Origin of the sequence: Shewanella sp. SP2S2-6 (assembly GCF_031931965.1) — a bacterium.
GTDB classification, from domain to species: domain Bacteria; phylum Pseudomonadota; class Gammaproteobacteria; order Enterobacterales; family Shewanellaceae; genus Shewanella; species Shewanella baltica.
The window spans coordinates 1-26,020 of sequence record NZ_JAUOEQ010000020.1 but is presented as its reverse complement, the minus strand read 5'-3'; the positions used below and the strand labels follow the sequence as shown (position 1 = coordinate 26,020).

Genomic DNA, 26,020 nt, shown 5'->3' with positions numbered 1-26,020 from the left:
CTTAATATCTAGTGTGGTGCTATTAATACCACAATCGGAAATATCAAAGAAGCCGAAAATTCGGCTTCTCATCGAGATCCAGCATACGCCACTTATTTAACTCTAGCCTATCTTCGATAACTGACGTATTGATCTACACCAATCTTATTGAAGTTACTGAGTTAAGGTTAGTACAAATGACACAGGAACAGCTTGGCTAATGCTCGATAAACCCGCAATTTCACGTAATTTATCAATGCCTGCGACAAGATCAAACTCATTGGCATTCACAATTATCGGCTGAAAACTGTTCACTAACAGCTTTTTATCAGAAACTTTAGTGATAATTACCGAAAAAGTTTTAGTTTGCGATTTACCATGCAATGCAATTTTACCATCGATATCAACGACTTTAGTCTCACCAATGCCGAGATCTTTTAGCATTTTAGTGTCAACTTGAGACGACAGTTTAAGCTCAGGATATAAAGACACTTCGAACAATAAGTTCTGCATCCGCTCATCGCGGACATCAATACCTGTGGCGACGCCAATTAACGGAATGGTTAATTCGAATTGACCATCCTCTTTTAACGTACCTTTGAGTTGTTTAAAGTGATGGACTTCACCAATGTCACCTTTCTTTACCGAAATAAAACTGACTCGCGAATCTTGATCCATCACTTGCCATTGCGCGGCGCAGCTAAAACTGGCCATAGCCGATAAGGCAACAATTCCCATCCATTTTTTCATCGTATCAGTCCTCAAAAAGTGAGTTTAAAAGCCATGCAGTAAAGCAAATCGACATCTGCAGCAGGCGAAAATCCTGCCCAGTTAAACGTGACCCACATCACCTAACTTAAGCTAAAGATACTCTTTTTATCCATTAGCGACCAGTAAACTATGCTTCATACTCTAACTAGCCATTTATCTAAGCTATTGGCAAAAGCCTGTTTATCCGCTTGGGAAAACGAATCCGGCCCGCCGGTATGCACACCTGAACCCCGCAAATCTTCCATAAAATCGCGCATCGTCAGCTTTTGTTTTATGTTATCGACGGTATAAAGCTCGCCGCGGGGATTGAGTGCCAAGGCGCCCTTTTCGATGATTAAAGCCGCTAAGGGAATGTCCGCGGTGATCACTAAATGCGTCGGCTCGACATGGTCGACAATGTATTGATCCGCCACATCAAAACCCGCACCAACGCGAATTTGGCTGATATAGGGCGATGGCGGTACACGGATCATTTGATTGGCCACCAGCACCAGCGGCAAAGCTTTACGCTCCGCCGCGCGGAACAGAATTTCTTTAATGGGATTGGGGCATGCGTCCGCGTCAACCCAAATTTTATAATCACTCAATGTCTTTTCACTCTGTTGGTGTTAGGTTCACTGGCTCAATTATACACAGTGCTATGCCGTACTATGCGCCCTACTATGGTGCTAAACGATCGATTTCCCACTCAGCATCATGGCGTGTATAAATAAAACGATCATGCAGCCTGTGTTCTCCACCCTGCCAAAATTCGATACTCGAAGGTCTGACTAAGTAACCACCCCAAAAACTGGGTAAAGGCACATCGCCCTTGGCGAACTTAGCCTTCATTTCGAAGAATTTACCTTCAAGTACTTGTCTCGCGCTGAGTTTACTCGACTGCTGCGACACCCAAGCGGCAATTTGACTGTCCTTAGGACGGGTCATAAAGTATTTAAGCACTTCGGCGGTAGACAGCGCCTGCGCTTCTCCGAGCACCGATACTTGGCGCTCTAAAGGATGCCAAGGGAAATGCAAACTGACTTTATTATTGGCGGCAATTTGCTGGGCTTTGCGGCTGCCTAAGTTGGTAAAAAACACGAAGCCAGTGTCATCAAAACGCTTAAGTAACACTATCCGTTGAAAAGGTTGGCCGTGTTCGTCCACAGTCGCCACACACATAGCGGTTGGATCGCTAAGTTCCGCATCCCTCGCCTGCGTCATCCACAATTCAAACAAGTCCATCGGGTTTTGCGGTAAGTCGGCACGTCTTAAGCCGCCTTTAGCATACTCGCGGCGGATATCACTGAGATCTGTCATGGGGTTTCCTTAAACAAATGTCAAAAAATTACATGAATTCAGGGATCAGCACTTCAGCCTCAAGCTGCTGATAGTGACTAAAACTAATGTCATAACCTTGCTCGGTCGTTAATGAGCCACGCCCTAAGCATAAATGGGCAGGAAATCCCTGCGTTAAGTCGTCGGTATTAAAGCGGATGGTGTCCCAGCTGATGGGAGAAAACAGCGCTAATAGCCGTCCCAAGATATCTTGCGGATACTGGGCTAAATCAAGATTCGTTTCAAAGCTCACATAGGAACTGGCGCAGGCATTCTCGCTTTGGGGCGTGATATGCAAGGTGACATAATATTTGCCCCAGAGGCCATTCATCGAAAAACCTGAGGGGTCAAATAAATGGGCGTCAATCTCAAATTCGGGGAGTAAATCGTTAAGTTCGAGTGCGGCGCAAATTTCAGCTTTGCTTTGCGAGCCACCATTAAGATTGTCGGCCAATTCACCACGAATGTGGTACATCAGCAGCTCACTGGTTTGATCATCCTTTGGTGCTCGATAATCACTGTCAGAGCAGAAAAAATAATGATGGTGACTGTCTAAATGCCCCACTCTCATTGCCTTACCCGCGATACGCTGACGCAGCTTGCCGACATCATCGGCAAAACTGCTGGCTTGCAGGTGGGCTTGGTATTCGTTTTTACGCTGATAACTCACCAGCGCCATCGCAGATACGCCAAGCGCATCGATAAAATAACAAGCGGCATCCACTAAAGTGCTATTGCCGCAGGTGAGCATGACAAATCTGTCGTGCCATACGAATAAGCTGGATTCGCTCAACAGGTAAGCATCGCAGTCAGCATTACTAATCTGCGACAAAATCTCGGCATGGGCACAATTGACTAAGGCTGACCAAAAGCTCACATCGAGTTCGCGTAAATTCAGCGCAGACGCCGCCACGATGATCTCAAGTTTCTTTTCTGAGCCTTCAAAAAACATCAAATCCTTAACCCCATTAAACGCTATGCGCCCTTGCTGTCGACATCCTTTATACCAATTTGGCTCCCACGAACGATAAATAAATATCGTCCAGAAAGCAAAAATCAGCCTAAGTGACCTTAGGCTGATTTATTTTAACACACTAAATCTTAAGAAAAATATCTTAAGAAAAATCTTCCAAGTAAGTGTAGCCTTTCAGGCCAACTTGCAGTTCTTCTAAAATTTGTGCGCGTTCATCTTCGGCAATATGCAGATTCACTAACTCTTCGTAAGTGCGCATAAAGGCCACTGCATCTAAGTTAACGTAACGCAATACGTCAGCGACAGTATCACCCGCCAATACCGATTCAATGTTAGTCACACCGTTATCTTCGATGCGAACAACCGCAGAGTTAGTATCACCAAACAGGTTATGCATATCACCCAAGATTTCTTGGTATGCGCCCACAAGGAAGAAACCAATCAGGTACGGGCTATCCGCACTCCAGGCTGGTACTGGCAATGTAGTTTCAATCCCTTGACCATCAACGTATTGATCAACAATACCGTCGGAGTCACAGGTGATATCGAGCATCACAGCACGGCGCTCAGGGGCTTTATCTAAACCCGATAACGGCAATACTGGGAACACTTGATCAATACCCCAAGCATCGGGTAATGACTGGAATAATGAGAAGTTAACAAAGAACTTATCGGCTAACTTTTCATTGAGTTCATCAATAATCGGTCTGTGATAACGGTTCTTCGCACTCAATAGCCCTTGCACTTCATGGCACACACGCAGGTTAGCTTGTTCAGCCCAAGCACGTTCTGCCAAGCTCAATTGACCAAGAGCAAATAGCGAATGCGCTTCTTGTAAGTCACTTTGGCTATCGTGATAAATCTCTATCAAAGCACGTTGATCGGCGCGGCCGCTGATCTCAGACCATGAATGCCACATGTTATGCAATAACTGTGGTGACTCTTCCGCTGGCGGTTGAATATCTTCAGGCTGATAGGCTTCAGTACCGATAACATCGGTGATCAGCACAGCGTGATGCGCGGTTAAGTAACGGCCAGACTCTGAAATAATACGTGGCATAGGCTGCTCGTATTCATTACAGATGTCGGTCAATACGTTAACGATATTGTTGGCGTATTCGGTCAGGCCATAGTTCATCGAGTTATTACTTTGGCTACGTGTGCCATCGTAATCCACCGCTAAACCACCACCGACGTCGAAGCAGTTAACGCTTGCGCCTAATGCACGTAATTCACAATAGAAACGACCCGCTTCACTCACACCTTGGCGAATATCACGGATGTTCGCAATTTGCGAACCTAAGTGGAAATGCAGTAACTGCAGCGAATCCAGCATGTCGTGTTGCTTAAGTTGTTCAACCACCAGCAAAATTTGTGCTGCTGATAGACCGAACTTAGACTTCTCGCCACCGCTAGCCTGCCATTTGCCTTTGCCTTGGAATGCTAAACGCGCACGCAAACCTAAACGCGGTTTAACGCCCAAACGTTTAGATTCAGCTAACACCATTTTCAGTTCAGACAGTTTTTCTAAAACGATGTAAACCTTGTGGCCTAACTTTTCACCAATCAGTGCTAAACGGATATATTCATTATCTTTATAACCATTACATACAATGACTGAACTGGCTTTTTGCGCCATGGCTAACACAGCCATCAGCTCAGGCTTACTGCCCGCTTCTAAACCCAGTTGTGGTACTTCTTTTGATGCCTGACTCGCCAGGATCTCTTCCACCACAGTTTGCTGTTGGTTTACTTTAATCGGGTAAACCAGCAAATAGTCCGCCTGATACTCGTACTTCTGTATCGCTTGGTCGAATGCTTGGCACAAACTGTTCACTCTGTGGTGCAGGATCTGCGGAAAACGAACTAGTACAGGCAAAGCGACGCCCGCTTTAACCATGTCTTTGGCTAGCTCATTTAAGCCAATCTTGTAATCAGGATTTTTTGGGTCCGGTGACACTGTCACCTCACCGTGATCGCTGATCCCATAAAAACCTTGGCTCCAGTGAGTAACATTGTACCCAGCACGAGCATCATCAATAGACCAATCATTCATTATTATTTAGCCCGTCTATTAAAAAATGGGTTAAACGGTTATGACTTAATAGCACAACCGCCCGTTCGACAAACCCAGGCAAAGGGACACCTTACCTGACATACACGAAGGTAGATTTCACCTTCTACTTAATGCCGCAACGTCACGCTAGTGTAAGTGACATTGCCGCGATTTTCATTAATAGCGCAAGAGACAATTCATCTTAACGCACTATATCCTATCATATTGATGGAGAAGCTTATTCCCTTCTCCCAGTAAAGCTATCTTTACTTGCCTCGCCTGTATTTATCTTAAGGCTAAAGGCCGCAAATACCGCCAAAAAGCCGAATGAAGTCCTGAGTCGCATCCTTAAAACATCAAGCTAATAAGCAGCTTAAAGACGTTCGAAAGAAGTTAAGACCTTCAGAAACCGATAACACAAGTAGAAAACGAAAACCGACAACACCGAACTAGCGAAAACGCCAAACCAGCTTATCTCTAGGCAAGATTATTTTAACAGGGGACTATTGGCTTCTTCGCGGCCAGAATTGATGCGGATCAACGTGAGATGCTTAAGGCCAGTATCATCGTATGGCACGACAATCGAGCGTTGGCATTGTGACACTTTTAGGCAAAGTGCAAAAAATGGATGCTTGTGCATTAGCTAATAAAAACCCTCTTAACCCCATGTAATTCGATATGTTGTCAATTACACGGTTAATGACTGCTGAACCATAAAACCTTTACTACTCACGTAATATTTGTAATGTCTCTAACGAGCGAAGTCGTTGAACGGCGCAATTAAACCGCGCAATGTCACAGAATGCAAGCAAGAATCTCATTTAATATTTCGCATTAAAATATAATAAACACCCGCTTAACAACCACCTACTGAGTATTAGCGTTAAGCTGAATAATATTAGCTAGTTAGCGCATGAACGCCGTACTCGTCTGTTCAATATTTTTTAATAGCCTTTGTAACTTTTTTGACATTTATTGCCGCAAATAACCCTTCATTTTGTTTGTCACTTTAGCCCCGCCTACGTGCAGCCATTGGCTAAAGCCTAGCGCTCAATATCACAGTGCAAAATTCAGCACCAATAAGCCATAAACCTAAGCCATAAACCGAGATGCAATTCCACCTTAAAACTTAAGACAATCCTAGATACCAAAATGAGGTCATTCCTAGTAACAATCCTCATCACTTTTCCAACCACATTTCTTGTTATAGCCCTTACCAACATCCAACTAAACAGCGGTGATGATTAACGGCTGAATCGTCCTAAGATAAAACCCAAAGACAATAATGCTGCAGTTTCAGCACCGAAGTGTATAATCGCAGCCGAATCACATTTAATTATGCACAGAGAGATCCATGGTACAGATAGGTAAAACCTGCAAACTTGAGGTTGTAAAACAAGTCAGCTTTGGCGTGTATTTAAACGCCCACGAATTAGGGCAAGTACTGCTGCCAAACAAAGTCACCCCCAAAGACTGCCAAGTCGGTGATCTACTTGACGTGTTTCTGTATCTAGATTCTGAAGATATCGTGATTGCCACCACGCGCCGTCCATTGGCACAAGTAGGCGAGTTTGCCTATTTAAAAGCCGTTGCAACCGGTCCTTATGGCGCCTTTTTAGACTGGGGCTTAGATAAAGACTTATTACTGCCCTTCGGTGAGCAACATAAACCTATCGAAGAAGGTCGCTCTTATCTGGTTTATGTGCACGCTAACCGCGCCGATGAACGCATCATGGCCTCATCAAAAATCGATAAGTTCCTCGATAAGACAGAGCCAGAGTACACAGTCGGTGAGCAGGTCGATTTATATATCGGCGGCACCACAGATTTAGGCTATAAAGCCATTATTAATCATGCCCATTGGGGCGTGATTTACGAAAACGAAGTGTTCCAAAAACTGCGTTTCGGCCAACGACTCAAAGGTTTTATCAAACAAGTGCGCCGCGATGGCAAAATCGATCTTGTGCTGCAACAAGGCAGTAAACAAGAGTTAGATAAGCATGCCCACATTATCCTGATCAAACTCAAACAGGCTGGCGGCTTCTTAGCCCTAACCGATAAAACCGATGCTGAAATCATTTACGATCAGCTTGGTATGAGTAAAAAAGCCTTCAAAAAAGCCATAGGTGGCTTATTTAAGAATGGTCAACTGAGCATAGATAATGATGGTCTGCGTTTGACTGAAACCGCAGAATAATCAACTCTATTCAGTACTTAGCGTTAAAGTTGTACAGTTTACCGCCACTAAGGCAGAGTTTGACTGACAACTCCTAGGATATTAAGCATGGCTCTGTTATAAACAAAGCCATGCTTTTTTCTTTGGAGCTTATATGGAACTCACGTTACACGAAGCCAGAGTCATCGGATGCCTGCTTGAGAAAGAAATCACCACCCCAGAGCAATATCCACTCTCGCTAAACTCATTGACCTTAGCCTGCAATCAAAAAACCAGTCGCGAGCCGGTACTCGAACTCAGCGAAACCCAAGTGCAAATTGCCGTCGATTCCCTTAATCGTAAACGTTTGATCAGCGAACAGTCGGGATTTGGCAGCCGCGTCGTGAAATACAAGCACAGATTCTGCAATACCGAATTCAGTGAACTTCAACTGTCCTCCGCCGCACTCGCCATCGTCTGTTTGTTGCTATTACGTGGCCCACAAACGCCAGGAGAGCTGCGCACCCGCAGTAATCGCCTACACGAATTTAAAGACGTGATCGAAGTGGAAGATTGCATCCGCCAATTAATGAGCCGCGAAAAACCTTTCTTAAAACAGTTGCCCAGAGAAGCTGGTCGCCGCGAATCCCGTTATGTGGAATTATTCTCTGCCGCCTCGTCGCAGCTCGATAATACTCATATTGCCAGCCAGACTACCAACCATAGTGCCGCCCATGTCGCTGTGTCTTTGGCTGCTGAGCCGCATGAATTAACCCAAAGAGTGACAGAGCTTGAGCAACAGGTGGCTGAACTGACGCAAAAGCTCGATGAGTTAATCGCCTCGTTGAGTTAATCGTCTTTTAAAGCTAATCATAGCGTCAAGAATAATAGAGACAGCAAATGACCAATAATCCACCCAGCAGTTTCAACAACATGCTTATTATCGCCATGTTTGAACTGCGTAAATTTTTATTTAATACCCGAGGGATCATCGCCTTGGTCGCCTTTGGTTTAGTGTGGGGCGTACTCCTGCTTTATCCCATTCAAAGCGCATCGGCGATGTTATTGCAGCCCAATGTTAAAGATGTCATCGACAGCTTATTTGGGGCCAATACCCTCAACGTGCTCTTTGAGTGGCCTGTAGCCGAAATGGCGGTATTTTGGTGCTTTGCGCTGTATTTATTCCCACTGTTCAGTATTTTGATCGCCGCCGATCAATTCTCTTCCGATAAAACCCGTGGCACACTGCGCTTTTTAACCCTGCGCACTAGCCGTGACAGCTTATTGTTCGGGCGTTTTCTCGGCCAAATTCTGATCCAAGGCTTGCTGATCCTATTGACGATTATCGCCACAGTCGCCCTCGCACTCAGCCGTGACAGCCAGCTTTTTTTGCCAGCGTTAACCTCTGGCGCCTTAGTCGGCCTTAACCTCATCATAGTGATCTTGCCCTATACGGCAGTGATGACCTTATTGTCCCTGTATGCGCGCACGGCACGTCAAGCTATGGTGTTTGCGACCATTTTATGGACAGTGATTTCCATCGCCATCATGGTGTTAGGCAGCCAATCTAGCGTATTGGCACAGCTGCAATGGGTATTACCCGGTGCTCAGCTGTCGGACATGCTCAATACAAATGGACTCAACAGCTTAGCTTATGCCCCTATTCCACTGTTCCAAACCGCTGCGGCCCTCTTGCTCGGCAGAATTTATATGCAAAGGAGCTCGCTATGAGTCTGATCCAATGCCAAGGGCTGTCGCAACTTTACGGCAGCAAAAAGGCGCTGAATGATGTTAACTTCAGCCTAGAAGCGGGTGCGCCCATCGCCCTTGTCGGTCCAAATGGCGCGGGTAAAACCACGCTTTTTAGTCTGTTATGCGGCTATTTATCGCCAAGTGCAGGGACAATAACCCTGCTCGGTGAAGCGCCTAATAGCCCTAAACTTTTAGGCAAAATTGCCGCTTTACCCCAAGATGCGGTGCTCGATCCCAATTTGACCATTGTCAGCCAGTTAAGCTTTTTCGCACGTCTGCAGGGCATGGGCGTAGAACAAGCCAGACAAGAGGCCATTCGCGTATTGACCTTAGTCGATTTGGCGGATGTCGCCGAGCAAAAACCACCAAGCCTCAGCCACGGTATGAGTAAACGCGTGTCGATTGCGCAGGCGTTGATTGGCTCGCCAGAGTTAGTGCTATTGGATGAGCCGACCGCGGGGCTAGATCCTGCCAACGCGAAAAAAGTCCGCGAACTGGTCAAAGCCTTATCGCCCACCACGACCTTTATGATCAGCTCGCATAATCTCGATGAGCTCGAAAAGCTGTGCGATCAGGTGTTGTATTTAGACAAGGGGCAATTAAGCCAAGCCGTGTCTATGCATGCATCGACCGACAGCGATTACCTGACGTTAACCATGCAAAGCTGTGACAGTGATTTGCTGCAAGCGGAAGTGGCAAAACTGGCGGGCGTGGTGAACGTCAGCTCAAAACAGAGCAAGGTGTTTATTATCCAGCTAGCAACGGATGAAGAAAAAGCACAGAGCAGTGATATCGAAATGCGCCTATTTACCCTGTTTAACCAACATAAGTGGCAATACAAGATGCTGCTGAAAGGCCGTACCTTGGAAGAAACGCTCTTTTCATAGGCGAGCTTTAAAAAGTTGGTATCTCATCAGCCAGCTGTTGAATAGTGTTACTCATGGCTTAAGCGCAACACGCCTTGCGCTTAAGCCTTTTAACTCAGTCTTTAGGCCACTCAACACTGACAAACTGCTGCTCACTTTCGCAACGCTCAGCCACCAAAAGCATCACAAGTCTGTCAATAAAACACCAATCAACCGCGCTAAGCTAGCTATGACTTTCAATCTTAAGGCGAGCTTGTTATAACTCCCCTTCGATTGAACCTAAGCTGACTTCAGAGGTGTCTATGAACAAAGCACAACTTATCCAACGTATTGCCGCCGAACTCAATGCATCGCAAGCGAGCACTAAACCTGTGGTTGAGCAGATATTGCAACAGATCCACGTCGCCTTAAGCGAAGGCGAGAAAATTTTCCTGCCGCAATTTGGCACCTTTGAACTCAGATACCATGTCGCAAAAACGGGCCGTAATCCACAAACGGGCGAGGCTATTGAAATCGACGGTTACAATCAGCCCAGCTTTAAAGCCTCAACGGCATTGAAGCAACAGATCAATAGCTGATAGCAACGCTTAGCTTTAATGTGTAGTCACTCATTTGCGAGCATTAATCAGTAGCCTTGATATAAATAAGCCTCAACGTAATGTGAGGCTTATTTTTTGTCTAAAGACATTAGCAGTACCGCTCATTAAGCCGCTCAGCGGCTAAACATTAGTTAGGCACTGCCTATGCATTAGCCTCTGTGCTTTGAAAAAGCGGTGAAGTATCAAGGTAATCGGCGGCATTTTCAGCACTGGGATCATCAAGAAAAGGCACACAGCCGAGGAAAGGCGCTGACATCATAGCTTTAAGACTCGCCAAGTTTTCCGCAAACATACTCATATTAGGGTCGACACAGTTAGCGACCCAACCAGCAATCTTAAGTCCATCGGCCAGTATTGCCTCTTGAGTGAGCAGTGCGTGATTTAAGCAACCGAGCTTCATGCCCACCACGAGTATCACTGGCAGTTCTAATCTCTGTACCACTTCCGATAAATATCGGCCCTCGCCTAAGGGCAAACGCCAGCCACCCGCGCCCTCAATCAGACAAAAATCCGCTTGAGCAAATGCCGCTAAATCCAAACTTTCGATAATGGCTTCAGGTGCTAAGCTCACGCCCACTTGGGCGGCAGCAATATGCGGCGCAATCGCAGGTTCAAAGGTAAAAGGATTAATGACAGGATAAGTAAGTTTCAGCGACGATGAAGTCATCAACTGCAGTGCATCGGCATTACGCAAGCCTTCGGAGGTTTGTGCGCAGCCAGAGGCAATGGGCTTAACACCTAAGGTCGACAGCGTGTTAGACGCTAAAATACTCACAGCCGAGTCAGCACTGGCTATCGCGCCCAAACGGTTCACCGCGGTTAACAGCGCCGATGAGACTAAGGTTTTACCACTGTCGGTATCTGTACCTGTTACAAAAAACATATTAGATCCTTATCTGTCGCTATTGAGTACACCTTTTTGAAGTGCACTCTCCATAAAGCTAAAACGCAAACCTGTAGACCTTTAAATCCACAAGTCCACAAATCAAAGTCCCTATCGCTAATCAATGCTAAGTATGTGTGCATAAATATTGTTGTAGCTAAAATATAGTGTGAAACTGTTACATCCCGCGCCGAGCACGTATCTGCACTATCTGGTAGGTTAATGGCAAACCTTGGGGTACACGTAAGGATTCGGCTTTGGCCTGCATTGCCTGCCAATCTTGGCGACCACGCAGCCGCGGGGCTAATTCTGCAGCGGCTATTGCGCCAGCAACCTCTCCTGCTGACTGAATCGTTGAACTATCTAAACTGATTGAATTGGCTGAACTGATTGAACTAGTTGAATGGGTTGCACTGGCCGATTGCACCGAGGCGCCCACCCCTTTGATGGAATAGAGTAATGCTTTGAGAGTATCAAAATGCACTGTCATAGGAATGAGCTGCACCTCTAAGAACTGCCATGTATCGAGTTTAAATGCCGCTTTTAGCGCCTCTAGCGTCGAAAAGTCATTCACTCTTAAGCCTAATTCGGCTAATTGATTCAAACTCCCCTGCGCCACCAGGCTCAAATGACACTCGCCATTCGGCTTGAGCACTCGCGCCATTTCAGCTACCGCGGCGGGAAAATTCGCACACCACTGCAAAGCCAGATTCGAATAAATCACATCGATGCAACCATCGACAAAGGGTAAACACTCGGCATCGGCACAAACGCCGTGATAATCGGGATAAGATTGTTTTAGCTTGTGTAACATGCCAAGGGCGATATCCACGGCAAATACCGTTGTCGGTGGATTTTGTATCGAACCATGCTCAGAGTAATGTGCTGATTGATGTGCAGAGTGATACGCCGAAAAATCTGTCCCAGGGCCTGCGCCAATATCTAACAGATGACCTTGGGCGGTAAACTCACTGAGTAAACTGGCGGCGCTCAGACGCTGTAACTGATTATGGTCTTGATAACTATGGGCCGCTGCGGAGAATCGTTCAGCAATCTGAGCACCGTGAACATTGGATTCTTTGTCAATTGCTCGTTTTCCAATAGCTGGTTTTTCAAAAGCTTGTTTTTCAAAAATTTGCATTACAGCAGATTGGCTCACATTCAACTCGCACGGTGTTGACTCGCAAGAGTTGGACTCACTCGACTTGGGCTCACTGGACTGGAGCGCGTTAGAGCTTGGTTCACTCGCGTTGGGCTTGCTGGATTTAATCGGGCTTGGCATTGCAGTTAACACTCAACCATAAAAACTTAAAATTCAATAGAATAACGCGTTCTATAGCGTACATTTATCTGTGATCATCCGCAGCTTGTCGCTCAGTCACAAGCGGCACACCGACGCGACTGAGCACTTGAGCTAATTGCGCAACACACGTTGCGATATCTTCCGCGGCGTGAGCTGCCGTTAAAGTAATACGTAAACGCGCAGAGCCTACAGGCACGGTCGGCGGGCGAATCGCGCCAACCCAAATTCCTGCTGCCCTTAACTCCTCGGCCACTTGCAATGTTTGCCGCGCATCCCCAATGATCAGCGGCTGAATCGCGGTATCTGAACCTAAAAGGGGCACATTAGCCTCACTGCATAACTGTTTGAATAGCGCAATATTCTCAAGCAGTTTTTGCTGTAACTCGGGATGTGCTGTGCTGTACCGAGTCGCGGCTAAGGCCAACGCTGCATTGGCGGGCGATAAAGCGGTCGAGTAAATGTATTCACGGGCGTTACTGACTAAAAAATCGATCAGTGCCTGACTCCCCAACACGGCCGCGCCTTGGCAACCTAAGGCTTTCCCAAAGGTCACCACTTGCACATCGATAAGCTTGGCGGCATCTGCATTGTTATAGCCATCGAGCACCGCAAAACCATGTGCATCATCGACAACCAACCAAGCATGATGTTGGCGACAAAGCGCCGATAACTGGGCAATTGGCGCACAATCTCCGTCCATGCTAAACACGCTTTCAGTGATTAACGCCGATGTTTGATTTCGAGCGAGTAACCGCTCAGCGCTTTCTAAAGAATTGTGTAAAAAACGTTTTAGCTGCGCGCCACTATCTTGCAAACCATCAATAATGGAGGCGTGTACCAGCTTATCGGCAACCACAATATCGTGCTGATCAAACAAGGTTTTCATCAGCGCAGTATTGGCACTAAAGCCCGAGCAAAATAACAATGCCGCTTCATGCCCCGTTAAGGCGCAAAGCTCACGCTCCAGCGCCAAATGTGCGTCACTGTAACCTGTCACTAAGGGCGATGCGCCGCTGCCCACACCGTAGGTTTGCGCGCCAAGGTGCAAGGCCTCTGCGAGTTCAGGTACGCGGGATAAACCTAAATAATCATTACTGCTGAAATTGACATAGGCGCGACCTTCGAACACAAAGCGCGGACTCGAAGTGGATGCGTTGGTGCTAAGGGCATGATCGACACTCAGCACTTTACGTTGTCGCAGTAATCCTTGCTCACGCAAAGCATGCTGACGGGCGGCAATTTTAGTCTCAAGCAGAGAACTCATGGATGTAGCCTCAAGCATGACGGACTCAAAAATGAGTGTTTCAACAATGGTCTCAACAATGATTACCCTATGAGTGTTCGGTTAAAGACGGTTGCCTTAGAAATAGAGCACATTTAATAAGCCTGTCGGCCGCAGTCAAAACAGACTACGACCAACAGGATTGACATGTTATTCAACAATGTGCGTCAGATGACATAAACTCAATATTCTTACAAAGCACCCGCGTCATAGAATTGTGCCGATGACTTATCTTGATAGGCCGCGGCTTTGGCTAATACTGCACTTTCTTCTTCCAGTTTTGCCGCTGCGCCCTGCTCTGGACGTAAACCTAAACGTCGGAATAGCCCCATATCATCGCTTTCTTCTGGGTTTGGCGTAGTCAGCAATTTACAACCGTAGAAAATCGAGTTGGCGCCAGCAAAGAAACACATGGCCTGCAGTTCATCGCTCATATTTTCGCGGCCCGCCGATAAACGTACGCGCGAAAGTGGCATTAAAATACGCGCTACAGCAATAGTACGCACAAACTCGAGTGGATCGAGATCGTCAAGTTTCTCAAACGGCGTACCCGCCACTTTGACTAACATGTTGATCGGCACAGAATCAGGATGCTGGGGTAAATTAGCCAGCTGTTGCAGTAAGCCTGCACGATCCGTCGCCTTTTCACCCATGCCGACAATCCCGCCAGAGCAGACTTTCATGCCTGAGGCACGCACATTTGTCAGTGTATCTAAACGATTTTGATAGGTACGAGTGGTGATCACATCGCCGTAGTATTCAGGCGAGGTATCTAAATTGTGGTTGTAATAATCTAAGCCTGCACTGGCTAAATCGTTCGCCTGATCTTCAGAAAGCATGCCAAGCGTCATGCAGGTTTCCATACCTAAGGCTTTGACTTCTTGTACCATTTGCTTAAGGTACGGCATGTCTTTTTCTTTTGGGTTACGCCAAGCGGCCCCCATGCAGAAACGAGAAGCTCCCGCGGCTTTAGCGCTGCGCGCTTCGGTCAGCACAGTTTCCATTGCCAGCAAACGCTCTTTCTCTAAACCTGTGTCATAACGGGCGCTCTGCGGGCAGTATTTACAATCCTCAGGGCAAGCACCGGTTTTAATCGATAACAAGCGGCTAATTTGCACTTCATTGGGATCGTACACTTCACGGTGAATGCTGTGGGCTTTAAATAACAAATCATTCATCGGCAGCGCAAATAAGGCTTCGATTTCTTCCCGCTTCCAATCATGACGAACTTGCAACTGCGACATTGAACACCCTTTTTATTCTGTCTTTTATCTTGGCTAGGATAACCTCAGCCCTTAAACTGTCAACGCCAACCAGTGAATCCAGTTTACTAATGGCTATTTTACCACCAACTTAGTGAGCGTTTATGCGCAATTTACTCGATTTTGATTTTGATAGCGCCCATATTTGGCATCCTTACACCTCAATGACCCGTTCTCTTCCTGTTTTTGGTGTACATAGCGCAAAGGGCTGCGAGCTCGAACTTGTCGATGGCCGCAAGCTGGTCGATGGCACTAGCTCATGGTGGGCCTGTGTACACGGCTATGCGCATCCCGAAATATTAACCGCGATGGAAAAACAGCTGCATCAGCTGAGCCATGTGATGTTTGGCGGTATCACCCATGAACCCGCCATTGAACTGTGTAAAAAACTTATCGCTATGACCTGCGAGCCGCTGACGAAAGTCTTTTTATGCGACTCTGGCTCTATCTCAGTCGAAGTGGCGATCAAAATGGCGCTGCAATATTGGCAAGGTCAGAGCTCGCAGGGGCAAGGCGCACATGAAGAACGGCCGCAAAAACAACGTATTCTTACCGTTAAGAAGGGTTACCACGGCGATACCTTTGCCGCTATGAGCGTGTGCGATCCCGAAGGTGGCATGCACACTATGTTTGGCGATGCGCTTACGAAACAATCCTTTGTGCCCGCGCCACAAACCGCCTTTGGCGAAACCTTACAAGCCGATGATTTAACCGCTATGCGCAGCTTTTTAAGTGCAAATCACCATGATATTGCCGCTGTGATCATAGAGCCGATCATGCAAGGTGCTGGCGGGATGCGTTTTTACAGCGCGGATTATTTAGCGGGTATTCGCGCCCTGTGCGATGAGTTTGATGTGTTGTTGATTTTAGATGAAATCGCCACAGGCTTTGGCCGTACAGGTAAGCTGTTTGCCTATGAACACGCCAATATCACTCCAGATATCTTATGTTTAGGTAAAGCGCTAACGGGCGGTTACATCAGCCTAGCGGCAACGCTGTGTACCGATAAAGTCGCCCAAGGAATCAGCCAATCTCCCGCTGGCGTGTTTATGCATGGGCCGACCTTTATGGGTAACCCGCTGGCCTGCGCGGCGGCGTGTGCGAGCTTAGACTTAATCAATCGCAATGAATGGCAAGCGCAAGTCGCCGCTATCGAGCAGCAAATGCGCTTAGAACTTAAGGATGCGATTGATTTACCGAGCGTAAAAGACGTGCGAGTGCTCGGCGCTGTCGGTGTGTTAGAGATGCATGATCCCGTCAATACCGCAGAGCTACAGCAACAATTTGTTGATTTAGGGGTGTGGGTTCGCCCCTTCGCGAACCTTATCTATATCATGCCGCCCTATATAATTAGCCCAGCGCAATTAAGCCAACTCACCGGTGCGATGAAGCAAGTCGCGGCAGGCATTAGTGCAACATCCGCCAGTGCCGAGCCACAACTTATCAGCCACGGCTAACCGTGGCTGATAAGCTTGTGGGTAAAGCTTATTTTACTAAGCTGGAAATCAATGCGCGCAGCGCGGCAGGTTTTATCATTTTCGCCATATAGTGATAGCCGCGGCGCTGCACATCTTCCACCAGCTCTTTACGGGTATTGGCGGTGATCAAAATGCCGGGCAAGTCTTTGCCATACAGGGCACGAATACCGTCCATCGCATCGACGCCATTTTGGCCATCATCTAAGTGGTAATCGGCGAGGACAATATCGGGCGCGACGCCTTTCAGTCCCAGCTTAATGCGTGCATCGGATAAATCTTTGGCGCAAATAACCTCACATTGCCAACGACTCAATAGACTTTCTAAACCCGCCAGAATCGCCTCTTCGTTGTCGATACACAACACTTTGATACCCGATAACGGCTGCAGCAGCGACGGCAACGCCTTCACTTGCGGCTGACGCACTGTCTCCCCAAGCGGCACACAAATGGAGAATACCGAGCCGCGCCCTAAATGGGACGACACTTGAATACCGTGTTCCAGCACTTTACTGATGCGATCAGCAATTGCTAAACCTAAGCCTAATCCGCTGACATTGTTGCTCTTAGGATTATTCAGCCGTTTGAATTCTTTGAAAATCTCTTGGGTTTCTTTTTCATCGATACCACAGCCCGTGTCTAATACTTGGATCTCAAGGTAATGACCCCGATGGCGACAACCAAACAAGACTCTGCCACCACGGGCGTAGCGGTAGGCATTGGTTAAAAAGTTTTGTAGGACTCGGCGTAACAGTGAAGGATCGGAATTAACGGTCGCACTGCATGGGATCATCTTAAAACGAATTTGGTTGTCCGCTGCCATCGCCTCAAACTCTACGGATAAGCCGTTGATCAGTTCTGAAATCGCAAAATCACGCCGATTAACATCTACCATGCCAGAATCGAGTTTAGAAATATCCAGCAGATCGGTGAGCAACTCGCCGGCGATCTTAAGCGAGCTGTTCACATGGGATAAGGTGGTTCTGGCCTCGCGATCTAAATTGGGATACTGAGATAAAGATGCGGTAAACAACCTTGCAGCATTCAGCGGTTGCATTAAATCATGACCAACGGCAGCTAAGAAGCGACTCTTAGAGGCGTTGGCTATTTCCTCCTGCGCTTTAGCTTCCAGTAACTCGCTGTTCAACATGGCTAATTCATAGGTACGTTCGTTAACGCGGCTTTCTAAGGTTTCATTGGCCTCGAGCAGCGCGCGCTCCTGCTCGCGATACTGAGTAATATCGGTAAAGGTCATCACAAAGCCACCGTCTGGCATGGGATTACCTTGAATTTTAATCACTTTACCGTCCCTGCGATGACGCTCAGAAGTATGCGGCGTGCCATTACGCATGTGCTGCACCCGCTGTTCAACCTGCTGTTCGATTTCCCCTTCACCGCAATAACCCCGCACCGCATTAAAACGGATCACTTCGCTGATGGGCATACCCTGCTGCAAGAATCCATCGGGATATTGATACAGCTCCACATATTTATAATTCCAAGCTACTAGGTTGAGATCGTTATCTATCACGCTCATGCCTTCATAGGCGTGCTCAATCGCACCGCGCAGCATGTCTTGGCTGAGCATAATTTTGGATGATGCTTCATCCACTAGACTGAACACTTCATCCAGCGCCAAATCACGCCCTTGCAGCACAGAATCCATCACCAGCGCTGCGCTTGAGGCGCCGAGTACGCCCGCTAATAAACGTTCCGTGTGGAAAATCAGCTCTGGCGGCGCCGCTTTATGCCAACTATCACTTTTTACCGCATCAATAGAGAAACGGCTAAAACTCTCGTAGGCGCGTGTTGGGCTGACGAATCGACTGGCAAGAATAAGCAAATCCTGCTGTGAAATCGGGCCATTTTTCTTATTGGCGCTGTTTTTCAACTTGCCAGGGCTCACAAAAGCACTGGCCTGAATACGCTCGGCCACCCCCGCCCTAAACCAAATCGACCCCAAAATATAACAGGCGATATTAGCAAAAAGTGCAGTCAGCGCATCACGCACATTGGGCGTTATCGCATCTAGCAGGCCTTTCTCGCTCGCGACGCCAGACAAGAACACCGATGAACTTTGCACATCTGTCATGCCCTGCAACATGATGTAGAACCACAGCGTAAAGCCCACGCCGAGCCCTAAAAATACCCCAGCACGATTGCCGTGTTTCCAATAGAGTCCGCCCACTAAGGCGGGCGCTAACTGAGCAAAAGCCCCGAAGGACAACATGCCGAGATGGGATAAGGAATCACTGTCCGCTAAGGCCAGATAACTGCCATAACCTAAGCCAAGAATGATCACGATCGCCAAACGGCGGGCATTGAGTAGTAGCTGCGAGAACTGACTGAAGTTTTTCTCACGGATATGGCCCGTGCGCAGCATCACAGGCACCAGCCATTCGTTACTCACCATCACACTAATGGTCACCACCGCCACTATCACCATGCCGGTTGCCGCCGAAAGTGTGCCCAGCAGCGCAATAACCGCCAGCAAAGGTTGGTCTAAAGCGAGTGGCAAATTAATGACATAGGTATCGGCCGACACAGAATCGCCGAGGATGATCTTCCCCGCCAAGGCGAGCGGCCCAACGAATAAACCAAAAAGCGCTAAATAGATAGGAAACAGCCAACGTCCTTTCGACAGCACAGACTCATCGGCGCATTCCACCACCATCACATGGAACTGCCTTGGCATACACAAAAACGCCGCCATTCCGACAAGTAACTCAGGCATTAAAGCTTCGATACGGGGATTGGGATAATTGATCAGCGACTGCGCATTCGCCTGCTGCCAAATATCCCCAAAACCATCGAACACCCCAAAACTAATGACGACGCCGACCAATAAAAATGCGGCGAGCTTCACCAGAGACTCAAAGGCAATCGCAAGCATCATGCCGGGATTGTGCTCGGTGGCATCGAGTTTGCGGGTACCAAATAAAATGGCAAATATGGCTAATAAAGACGTGATCAGTAACGGAATTGTCACGCCATCGAGGGGATCGTCTGCGGGTTGAAACAGGTTAAGGCTGAACACCATCGCCTTAAGCTGCAGGGCGATATAGGGCATGATGCCAAACAAGGCGATTAAGGTGACTAAGGCGGCTAAGGTTTGAGATTTGCCGTATCGTGCGGCAATAAAGTCGGCCACTGAGGTGATATTCTGTGCCTTAGACACTAATACCATCTTGCGTAACATGCCAAAACCTAAGGTGAAAATCAGAATGGGGCCGATAAAAATCGGTAAAAAAGACCAGAGATCCTTAGCCGATTGGCCGACTGTGCCTAAAAAACTCCACGAAGAGCAGTAGACCGCTAAGCTCAGGCCATAAATACCGACCTGTAGCTTTTTGGTGATCCGGCTAAACCAACGCTCCGCCCCCCACGCTAATAGGAATAAAAGCGAGACATAACAGACGGCAATAACGGCGACGACTAAGGTTAAATTCATACTTTGCTCTTTTTTCTGATTATTGTGCGATAAAACCTGTCTAAAATCTAGCCGGATTTTTAATGCAACAGACTAAATATAAAGGAAAATTTAAAACTAGACCAAGGTCTAATGGAGTTGCCGCCCCCTTGCATACCATACTCAGTCCACGCAATTTTTCAAAAGGGAAGCCCTATGAGCTCGCAGTCTCTCTACAAAGTCTCCGGCAATATCGCTGCCAATGCACTTGTAAACAACGATAAATATAAAACAATGTACCAAGAGTCGATTGTCAATCCCGAAGGTTTCTGGAGAGAACACGGCAAGCGTATTGATTGGATAAAACCCTATACCAAAATTAAAAAAACCTCTTTTGATGATCATAACTTATCGATCAACTGGTTTTACGACGGCACCCTGAATGCTTCTGCCAACTGTTTAGATCGTCACTTAGCCGAGCACAGTGATCGCGTGGCGATTATTTGGGAAGGCGACAACGCCAGCGAACAACGCAAAATCACCTACGGTGAATTACATGCAGATGTGTGTAAATTCGCCAACGCATTACGCAGCCAAGGCGTGCGCCGCGGTGACATAGTCACGATTTACATGCCTATGGTGCCAGAAGCCGCAGTGGCTATGCTCGCCTGTGCCCGTATCGGCGCTGTGCACTCTGTGGTCTTCGGTGGTTTCTCACCGGATTCTATCGCCTCTCGCGTGATTGATGGCAAATCAAAAGTCATTATTACCTCAGATGAAGGTATGCGCGGTGGCCGTGCTATACCATTGAAACGCAACATCGATGATGCCTTAAAAAACCCTGATGTCACTACTGTTGAAAAAGTCATAGTGCTTAAACGCACGGGCGGCAAAGTGGATTGGGTAGAAGGCCGAGATGTGTGGTGGCACTCACTGATGGAAACCGCATCTGAGTACTGTCAACCAGAGGAAATGGACGCAGAAGCGCCGTTATTCCTGCTGTATACCTCAGGTTCAACCGGTAATCCCAAGGGCGTATTGCACACCACTGGTGGCTACATGGTTTATGCGTCTATGACCCATGAATATGTGTTCGACTACAAAGCGGGTGAAGTGTACTGGTGTACCGCCGATGTGGGTTGGATCACTGGCCACTCTTACATGGTTTACGGCCCACTCGCCAATGGTGCGACAGTGCTGATCCATGAAGGTGTACCGAATCATCCAAGCCCTGCCCGTTTAGGCGAAATGATTGACCGCCATAAAGTGAGTATTCTTTACACAGCACCAACCTTAATTCGCGCGCTGATGGCCGAAGGTAAACAGCACTTCGATAAGTTCGATGGTAGCAGCTTGAGGATCATGGGCTCGGTAGGCGAACCTATCAACCCAGAAGCGTGGCGTTGGTACCATGAGGTCATAGGTCATGAACATTGCCCTATCGTCGATACTTGGTGGCAAACTGAAACTGGCGGAATTTTGATCACGCCGCTACCAGGTGCGACCGACACTAAACCAGGCTCAGCGACCCGTCCGTTCTTTGGCGTTCAACCCGCCTTAGTGGATAACATGGGGAATATTTTAGAAGGTGAGAACGAAGGTAACTTAGTGTTACTCGACTCTTGGCCGGGCCAAATGCGGACTGTCTATGGCGACCACGAACGATTTGTATTGACCTACTTTAAAACCTTCCGTGGCATGTATTTTACCGGTGACGGTGCCCGCCGCGATGAAGATGGTTACTACTGGATCACTGGCCGCGTCGATGACGTAATCAACGTATCCGGCCACAGATTAGGTACTGCAGAGGTCGAAAGTGCGCTGGTATCACATGAGCTGGTTGCAGAAGCTGCAGTAGTTGGCTACCCACATGATATTAAAGGCCAAGGTATTTATGCGTATGTCACGCTAACCCGCGGCACTGAAGAAACCGAAGAGCTACGACAAGAGCTGCGTCAATGGGTCCGTAAAGAAATTGGTGCGCTGGCAACTCCAGATCTCATCCAATGGGCGACGGGCTTACCTAAGACACGTTCGGGCAAGATCATGCGCCGCTTCCTGCGTAAGATTGCCGCTAACGAAGTGACCAATTTAGGGGATGCATCAACCTTGGCCGATCCAGCTGTGATCGAAACCTTGATTGAATCACGCTTGAATCGTACTGAGTAATATCCGAGTTACGAACAATGTCCACAACGCTTAGTCTATGCCCAATAGGCTAAGCGTAACCTGAACCTCCCTTTTTAAACCTCAGGTTAAAAGTGAACCCTGTTGAGAGAGTGTGTGATTGCTCCTTTCTCTAGCTTGCCCCTCCAACCAGGGGCATTTTTTTTGCCTGTTATGTTAAGCTTGCGACCTCACTTTTATTCAGCATAGATTTTTTATCAGCGTGTCAGTCAAACTCAGAGACTATCAACAGCAAGCGGTTAATGCCGCCATCGCCCATTTTAGGCAAAGCCAAGCTTCCGCCGTACTCGTATTGCCCACAGGCGCCGGCAAAAGCATAGTGATCGCCGAATTGGCGCGCATCGCCAAAGGCAGGGTCTTAGTGCTCACCCACGTGAAAGAATTAGTCGCGCAAAATGCTGAGAAAGTCGGCCTACTCACGGCACAAGCCAGTATCTATGCGGCGGGACTCAATCAAAAAGCCACTGAGGGGAAAACCGTCGTCGCCAGCATTCAATCGGCGGCGCGGGGGTTAACCCAGTTCGATCAGCCGTTCTCATTAGTGATTATTGATGAATGCCACAGAGTCAGCCTTGAGAAAACCAGCCAGTATCAACAAGTACTCAATCATTTACGCACGAAAAATCCCCAATTAAGATTGCTCGGCCTCACCGCCACGCCCTATCGCCTTGGCACTGGCTGGATTTACCAGCAGCACTATCACGGCAAAGTGGGGTCTCCCGAACATGCTGTGTTCGAACATTGTGTGTTCGAGCTGCCCATCAGGCCACTCATTAAACAAGGTTACCTCACAGCGCCAACCCTGTTTGATGGCTTAAGTGCCCAGTACGATTTCAGCCAACTGAAAGCCAACGAGAATGGTGAATATGCCGAAGCCGAGGTTAACGATTTACTGGGGCATTACGGCCGCGCGACCACCGCGATAGTGAAACAGCTCATTGAACTGGGCCAACATAGAAAAGGCATAATCATCTTCGCGGCAACGGTGCGCCACGCCAATGAGATTTTTGGCCTACTCAACCAAGCTCATGCTGCACAGAGCGCCATTATCACGGCACAAACGCACGACAATGAACGAGATGCGACGATTGAACGCTTTAAAGCCCAAGAGCTTAAGTTTTTGGTCAACGTGGCTGTGTTGACGACAGGCTTCGACGCGCCCCATGTGGATTTGATTGCAATTTTGCGCCCTACCGCCTCAGTCAGTCTGTTTCAACAAATGATCGGCCGTGGATTGCGAATCGCTGAAGGTAAAAAAGATTGTCTTATCATCGACTACGCTGCCAATGGTTATGACTTGTATTTTCCTGAGGTTGGCCAAGCGAAACCCAACAGTAAATCGGTACCCGTGCAAGTGCATTGCCCTGTGTGCGATTTTGCCAATATATTCTGGGGACTCACGGACGACGATGGCGACATCATTGAACACTTTGGTCGCCGTTGTCAGGGCATAGTCGAACAGCAAGGTAAAAAGCAGCAGTGCGACTTTCGATTTAGATCTAAATCTTGCCCTGATTGCGGTGAAGAGAATGATATTGCCGCGCGCATTTGCCAGCACTGCCAATCGACTCTCATCGATCCCGATAAACGCCTTCGCCAAGTGCTCAGCCAGCAGCACCATCATTTGTTCCGCTGCCAACATATGACGCTAATCGACGATGACGGCAATCTGAAAGTGCAATACCTCGATATCGACGGCAATGAATTTAATCGCCGCTTTAAATTGCAAACTCCGGCCCAGTGGCGAGCCCTATATGCCTTATTCATCTTTTCCCATAGCCGTATACCGGGATTAAAACCAAAAAAGTACACTAAGGTGACAGAGTTAATCAGCGACGCGGATAAATTCCGCATGCCGGATCTCTTGCTGCTGAAGAAACATAAAAAAGGCTGGGATCTGCTCGAAAGCTATTTTGATTATCAAGGTCGCTATCAAACTGAAAATAAACGCGGCTGACATTATCAATTCACTTAGGCCTATGGTATAAAACGACTAAAGTAATCCTAAGGAGCTATTATGTTCGTTGTTATTTTTGGCCGTCCAGGCTGTCCTTATTGCGTTCGTGCTGTGCAATTATCTGAGCAACTCGTTGAAAAACGTGATGACTTTAAGTTCAGATATGTCGATATCCACGCAGAAGGCATCTCTAAAGCAGATTTAGAGAAAACTGTTGGTAAGCCAGTTGAAACAGTACCGCAGATATTTGTCGATGAGAAACACGTCGGTGGCTGCACAGATTTCGAACAATATGTTCGCGAAAACAATCTGTTAGATTAAGCTCTACACATATGTGACCCGCTTAATGCAAAAGGAGACCTAAGGTCTCCTTTTTAGTTTTTATCGCAAGCAAGTAAGATTAGAGCACATACTTAGCCGAGAACATAATGCGGCTCAAATCACCATCATCGCCATTTTCTTTACTGTTCTTGGCGTACATATACTCGACCCCAAAAGTCAGCGGTTTGCTTGGCGAGTAAAGTAAGTTGATATAGCCAGAATAAGCATCCTTATTCACGCCTGAACCGGTTAAAGCCACATCGTTATCCGCTTGCATGCCTGACAAGGTTACACTGCTGCGCCACTGCTCATTCCACCAATGACGATAAGACACAAATCCACCGAAAGTACGAATCGACTCGATATCACCGTTAGCATCTAGTACGCCCGCATTAATGTAATTGAGTGCCATATAACGACCTAGGCCTTCACCATAGGTGGCCGTGAAGCGAAGATCATCTTTGCCGACCGGAATAATGCCCGCCACACTCGCGCCATATCCTAGGGCTGAGCTATCAATCTGAGTTGCACCTACCTTAGTTTCTAAATTTAACTGACGGGCAATACCCGCAAAGGAGAACGCCGCGCCGCCATCCGTTTTGAGGTTATAGCGCGCGATAACATCGGGGATTACCCCGCTACCACTGGTAATGCGGGCACCGCCCTGATTTGGCGTGACTGTGGTTTCAGGATTTTCGATCGCGAATTGGAAATTACCTTGGGTATAGCGCAATAGCGTTTGGCGGGCGAACGGGGTGCCATCGGCTGCACCAACAAAATCGAGATTCTCAGGTAACGCAGCAGCATTTTGGAAGGTTGTCCATGTTTGACCTACGGTCCAATTGTCATAGGAGACAAATGCATGGCGAATACGAGGCGAATAGCTGTTGGAAGTACGTTCATTACCATCGGTGTGGGTCATAAAATCGAGTTCAATAAAGCCAGAAAGTTTATGACCATCAACATCGGTCGTCGCTTTGAAATTAAAACGCGTTTCGCGAGCTTGAAAATCCACGACTTGATTGCCATTACCCTCTTTTCCATAAATAGTACCAGGAACATAAAACTGCCTAGAGAGATCCCCCGAATCCGGTGCGCCATTGCCATAATCACTGAACATAATGTCAGCTTTGATATAACCGCCAAACTCAACATCCGTATCTTTTAGTGATGCCGCATTGGCCGAACTTGCTAATGCCAATAATATTGCACTACCCATCAAGCTTAGTTTTGCTTGTTTCATTTTTTGTCTTTCCCCAATTGTTATTATTTATCCGCAACCAATATGGACAAATTAACAAGTGAGAAACATTGGCAATAGGTCTATGAGACAAAAGTAGAAAATGTCAGGATAAATAATATGTTAGGAAAATATTTGAAACGAAATAAGTAAAACGAAGGTATTAAATCTAGTACTGAAAATTGGAATTTAACTTGGTAAATTTAGTGTGAACTTGAGAGAGATAAAGCGGG

Annotated in this window: 21 protein-coding genes; 9 read left to right on the top strand and 12 right to left on the bottom strand. The window is 47.4% G+C overall.

The genetic code is table 11. The features are described 5' to 3' along the window. Positions 1-153 precede the first annotated feature (153 nt). From Q4Q57_RS14025 to Q4Q57_RS14000, 6 genes are all read right to left on the bottom strand, one after another. On the bottom strand, positions 154-729 hold the full coding sequence (locus Q4Q57_RS14025) for a YceI family protein (RefSeq protein ID WP_311891168.1): 576 nt from the start codon (positions 727-729) through the stop codon (positions 154-156). Positions 730-884: 155 nt separating this feature from the next. Then, entirely contained in the window at positions 885-1,337 is a 453-nt protein-coding gene (locus Q4Q57_RS14020) for a YaiI/YqxD family protein (protein ID WP_006081277.1), read from the bottom strand. A 73-nt stretch (positions 1,338-1,410) separates the two neighbouring features. Beyond that, positions 1,411-2,049, bottom strand: a complete 639-nt coding sequence (gene pdxH / locus Q4Q57_RS14015) for a pyridoxamine 5'-phosphate oxidase (protein ID WP_006081276.1) — start codon at positions 2,047-2,049, stop codon at positions 1,411-1,413. Positions 2,050-2,077: 28 nt separating this feature from the next. After that, entirely contained in the window at positions 2,078-3,019 is a 942-nt protein-coding gene (locus Q4Q57_RS14010) for an adenosylmethionine decarboxylase (RefSeq protein ID WP_311891167.1), read from the bottom strand. Positions 3,020-3,182: 163 nt separating this feature from the next. Then, the gene (gene speA, locus Q4Q57_RS14005) at positions 3,183-5,096 is read right to left on the bottom strand and encodes a biosynthetic arginine decarboxylase (RefSeq protein ID WP_300483097.1); all 1,914 of its coding nucleotides are present in this window, start codon (positions 5,094-5,096) and stop codon (positions 3,183-3,185) included. 487 nt (positions 5,097-5,583) lie between these two features. Continuing rightward, the gene (locus tag Q4Q57_RS14000) at positions 5,584-5,736 is read right to left on the bottom strand and encodes a hypothetical protein (RefSeq protein WP_011846564.1); all 153 of its coding nucleotides are present in this window, start codon (positions 5,734-5,736) and stop codon (positions 5,584-5,586) included. A 714-nt stretch (positions 5,737-6,450) separates the two neighbouring features. Here Q4Q57_RS14000 and Q4Q57_RS13995 point away from each other — a divergent pair. The 5 genes from Q4Q57_RS13995 to Q4Q57_RS13975 all read left to right on the top strand — a co-directional run bounded on the left by Q4Q57_RS13995 (position 6,451) and on the right by Q4Q57_RS13975 (position 10,447). Then, positions 6,451-7,293: a S1 RNA-binding domain-containing protein gene (locus tag Q4Q57_RS13995; protein ID WP_006086322.1), complete on the top strand. Its 843-nt coding sequence runs from the start codon at positions 6,451-6,453 to the stop codon at positions 7,291-7,293. 133 nt (positions 7,294-7,426) lie between these two features. Further along, positions 7,427-8,104, top strand: coding sequence for a DUF480 domain-containing protein (locus tag Q4Q57_RS13990; RefSeq protein WP_311891166.1), 678 nt, complete (start codon positions 7,427-7,429; stop codon positions 8,102-8,104). Between the two features lie 47 nt (positions 8,105-8,151). Next, positions 8,152-8,982, top strand: a complete 831-nt coding sequence (locus Q4Q57_RS13985; RefSeq protein ID WP_311891165.1) for an ABC transporter permease subunit — start codon at positions 8,152-8,154, stop codon at positions 8,980-8,982. Beyond that, a complete protein-coding gene (locus Q4Q57_RS13980; protein ID WP_006086319.1) occupies positions 8,979-9,890 on the top strand; it encodes an ABC transporter ATP-binding protein in 912 nt (303 codons plus the stop codon). Before Q4Q57_RS13985 ends, Q4Q57_RS13980 begins: the two co-directional genes overlap by 4 nt. A gap of 281 nt (positions 9,891-10,171) precedes the next feature. Beyond that, positions 10,172-10,447 carry an HU family DNA-binding protein gene (locus Q4Q57_RS13975; protein ID WP_012587876.1) on the top strand — a complete coding sequence of 92 codons (276 nt, stop codon included), beginning with the start codon at positions 10,172-10,174 and terminating at the stop codon, positions 10,445-10,447. A gap of 163 nt (positions 10,448-10,610) precedes the next feature. Here the strand turns inward: Q4Q57_RS13975 and bioD are convergent, their stop codons facing one another. The 4 genes from bioD to bioB form a co-directional block, all read right to left on the bottom strand. Next, on the bottom strand, positions 10,611-11,351 hold the full coding sequence (bioD, locus tag Q4Q57_RS13970) for a dethiobiotin synthase (protein ID WP_311891164.1): 741 nt from the start codon (positions 11,349-11,351) through the stop codon (positions 10,611-10,613). 178 nt (positions 11,352-11,529) lie between these two features. Then, positions 11,530-12,633 carry a methyltransferase domain-containing protein gene (locus tag Q4Q57_RS13965; protein WP_311891163.1) on the bottom strand — a complete coding sequence of 368 codons (1,104 nt, stop codon included), beginning with the start codon at positions 12,631-12,633 and terminating at the stop codon, positions 11,530-11,532. Positions 12,634-12,697: 64 nt separating this feature from the next. After that, positions 12,698-13,918 (bottom strand): 8-amino-7-oxononanoate synthase, encoded by a 1,221-nt coding sequence (locus tag Q4Q57_RS13960; protein ID WP_311891162.1) that lies wholly within the window; start codon positions 13,916-13,918, stop codon positions 12,698-12,700. A gap of 209 nt (positions 13,919-14,127) precedes the next feature. Next, on the bottom strand, positions 14,128-15,180 hold the full coding sequence (gene bioB / locus Q4Q57_RS13955; protein WP_006081265.1) for a biotin synthase BioB: 1,053 nt from the start codon (positions 15,178-15,180) through the stop codon (positions 14,128-14,130). A 122-nt stretch (positions 15,181-15,302) separates the two neighbouring features. On the opposite strand from bioB, the gene bioA reads away from it, so the two are divergent. After that, the gene (gene bioA, locus Q4Q57_RS13950) at positions 15,303-16,655 is read left to right on the top strand and encodes an adenosylmethionine--8-amino-7-oxononanoate transaminase (protein ID WP_311891161.1); all 1,353 of its coding nucleotides are present in this window, start codon (positions 15,303-15,305) and stop codon (positions 16,653-16,655) included. Between the two features lie 28 nt (positions 16,656-16,683). Here bioA and Q4Q57_RS13945 read toward each other — a convergent pair whose 3' ends face one another. Beyond that, positions 16,684-20,124 carry a PAS domain-containing hybrid sensor histidine kinase/response regulator gene (locus tag Q4Q57_RS13945; RefSeq protein ID WP_311891160.1) on the bottom strand — a complete coding sequence of 1,147 codons (3,441 nt, stop codon included), beginning with the start codon at positions 20,122-20,124 and terminating at the stop codon, positions 16,684-16,686. 174 nt (positions 20,125-20,298) lie between these two features. On the opposite strand from Q4Q57_RS13945, the gene acs reads away from it, so the two are divergent. The 3 genes from acs to Q4Q57_RS13930 all read left to right on the top strand — a co-directional run bounded on the left by acs (position 20,299) and on the right by Q4Q57_RS13930 (position 24,547). Then, on the top strand, positions 20,299-22,251 hold the full coding sequence (acs, locus tag Q4Q57_RS13940; RefSeq protein WP_011846554.1) for an acetate--CoA ligase: 1,953 nt from the start codon (positions 20,299-20,301) through the stop codon (positions 22,249-22,251). A gap of 220 nt (positions 22,252-22,471) precedes the next feature. Then, entirely contained in the window at positions 22,472-24,226 is a 1,755-nt protein-coding gene (locus tag Q4Q57_RS13935; protein WP_311891159.1) for a DEAD/DEAH box helicase, read from the top strand. A 60-nt stretch (positions 24,227-24,286) separates the two neighbouring features. After that, complete coding sequence (locus Q4Q57_RS13930; RefSeq protein WP_006081259.1) at positions 24,287-24,547, top strand: GrxA family glutaredoxin; 261 nt, start codon at positions 24,287-24,289, stop codon at positions 24,545-24,547. A gap of 79 nt (positions 24,548-24,626) precedes the next feature. On the opposite strand, the gene Q4Q57_RS13925 is transcribed toward Q4Q57_RS13930, so the two are convergent. Beyond that, the gene (locus tag Q4Q57_RS13925; RefSeq protein WP_107404765.1) at positions 24,627-25,790 is read right to left on the bottom strand and encodes a DcaP family trimeric outer membrane transporter; all 1,164 of its coding nucleotides are present in this window, start codon (positions 25,788-25,790) and stop codon (positions 24,627-24,629) included. Between the last annotated feature and the right edge of the window lie 230 nt (positions 25,791-26,020).

What these genes read in the sequence shown, in the direction of transcription:
- Q4Q57_RS14025 (WP_311891168.1), bottom strand. Translation starts at nt 729, where the DNA reads ATGAAAAAATGGATGGGAATTGTTGCCTTATCGGCTATGGCCAGTTTT.
- pdxH (WP_006081276.1), bottom strand. Translation starts at nt 2,049, where the DNA reads ATGACAGATCTCAGTGATATCCGCCGCGAGTATGCTAAAGGCGGCTTA.
- Q4Q57_RS14010 (WP_311891167.1), bottom strand. Translation starts at nt 3,019, where the DNA reads ATGTTTTTTGAAGGCTCAGAAAAGAAACTTGAGATCATCGTGGCGGCG.
- speA (WP_300483097.1), bottom strand. Translation starts at nt 5,096, where the DNA reads ATGAATGATTGGTCTATTGATGATGCTCGTGCTGGGTACAATGTTACT.
- Q4Q57_RS14000 (WP_011846564.1), bottom strand. Translation starts at nt 5,736, where the DNA reads ATGCACAAGCATCCATTTTTTGCACTTTGCCTAAAAGTGTCACAATGC.
- Q4Q57_RS13995 (WP_006086322.1), top strand. Translation starts at nt 6,451, where the DNA reads ATGGTACAGATAGGTAAAACCTGCAAACTTGAGGTTGTAAAACAAGTC.
- Q4Q57_RS13990 (WP_311891166.1), top strand. Translation starts at nt 7,427, where the DNA reads ATGGAACTCACGTTACACGAAGCCAGAGTCATCGGATGCCTGCTTGAG.
- Q4Q57_RS13985 (WP_311891165.1), top strand. Translation starts at nt 8,152, where the DNA reads ATGACCAATAATCCACCCAGCAGTTTCAACAACATGCTTATTATCGCC.
- Q4Q57_RS13980 (WP_006086319.1), top strand. Translation starts at nt 8,979, where the DNA reads ATGAGTCTGATCCAATGCCAAGGGCTGTCGCAACTTTACGGCAGCAAA.
- Q4Q57_RS13975 (WP_012587876.1), top strand. Translation starts at nt 10,172, where the DNA reads ATGAACAAAGCACAACTTATCCAACGTATTGCCGCCGAACTCAATGCA.
- bioD (WP_311891164.1), bottom strand. Translation starts at nt 11,351, where the DNA reads ATGTTTTTTGTAACAGGTACAGATACCGACAGTGGTAAAACCTTAGTC.
- Q4Q57_RS13965 (WP_311891163.1), bottom strand. Translation starts at nt 12,633, where the DNA reads ATGCCAAGCCCGATTAAATCCAGCAAGCCCAACGCGAGTGAACCAAGC.
- Q4Q57_RS13960 (WP_311891162.1), bottom strand. Translation starts at nt 13,918, where the DNA reads ATGAGTTCTCTGCTTGAGACTAAAATTGCCGCCCGTCAGCATGCTTTG.
- bioB (WP_006081265.1), bottom strand. Translation starts at nt 15,180, where the DNA reads ATGTCGCAGTTGCAAGTTCGTCATGATTGGAAGCGGGAAGAAATCGAA.
- bioA (WP_311891161.1), top strand. Translation starts at nt 15,303, where the DNA reads ATGCGCAATTTACTCGATTTTGATTTTGATAGCGCCCATATTTGGCAT.
- Q4Q57_RS13945 (WP_311891160.1), bottom strand. Translation starts at nt 20,124, where the DNA reads ATGAATTTAACCTTAGTCGTCGCCGTTATTGCCGTCTGTTATGTCTCG.
- acs (WP_011846554.1), top strand. Translation starts at nt 20,299, where the DNA reads ATGAGCTCGCAGTCTCTCTACAAAGTCTCCGGCAATATCGCTGCCAAT.
- Q4Q57_RS13930 (WP_006081259.1), top strand. Translation starts at nt 24,287, where the DNA reads ATGTTCGTTGTTATTTTTGGCCGTCCAGGCTGTCCTTATTGCGTTCGT.
- Q4Q57_RS13925 (WP_107404765.1), bottom strand. Translation starts at nt 25,790, where the DNA reads ATGAAACAAGCAAAACTAAGCTTGATGGGTAGTGCAATATTATTGGCA.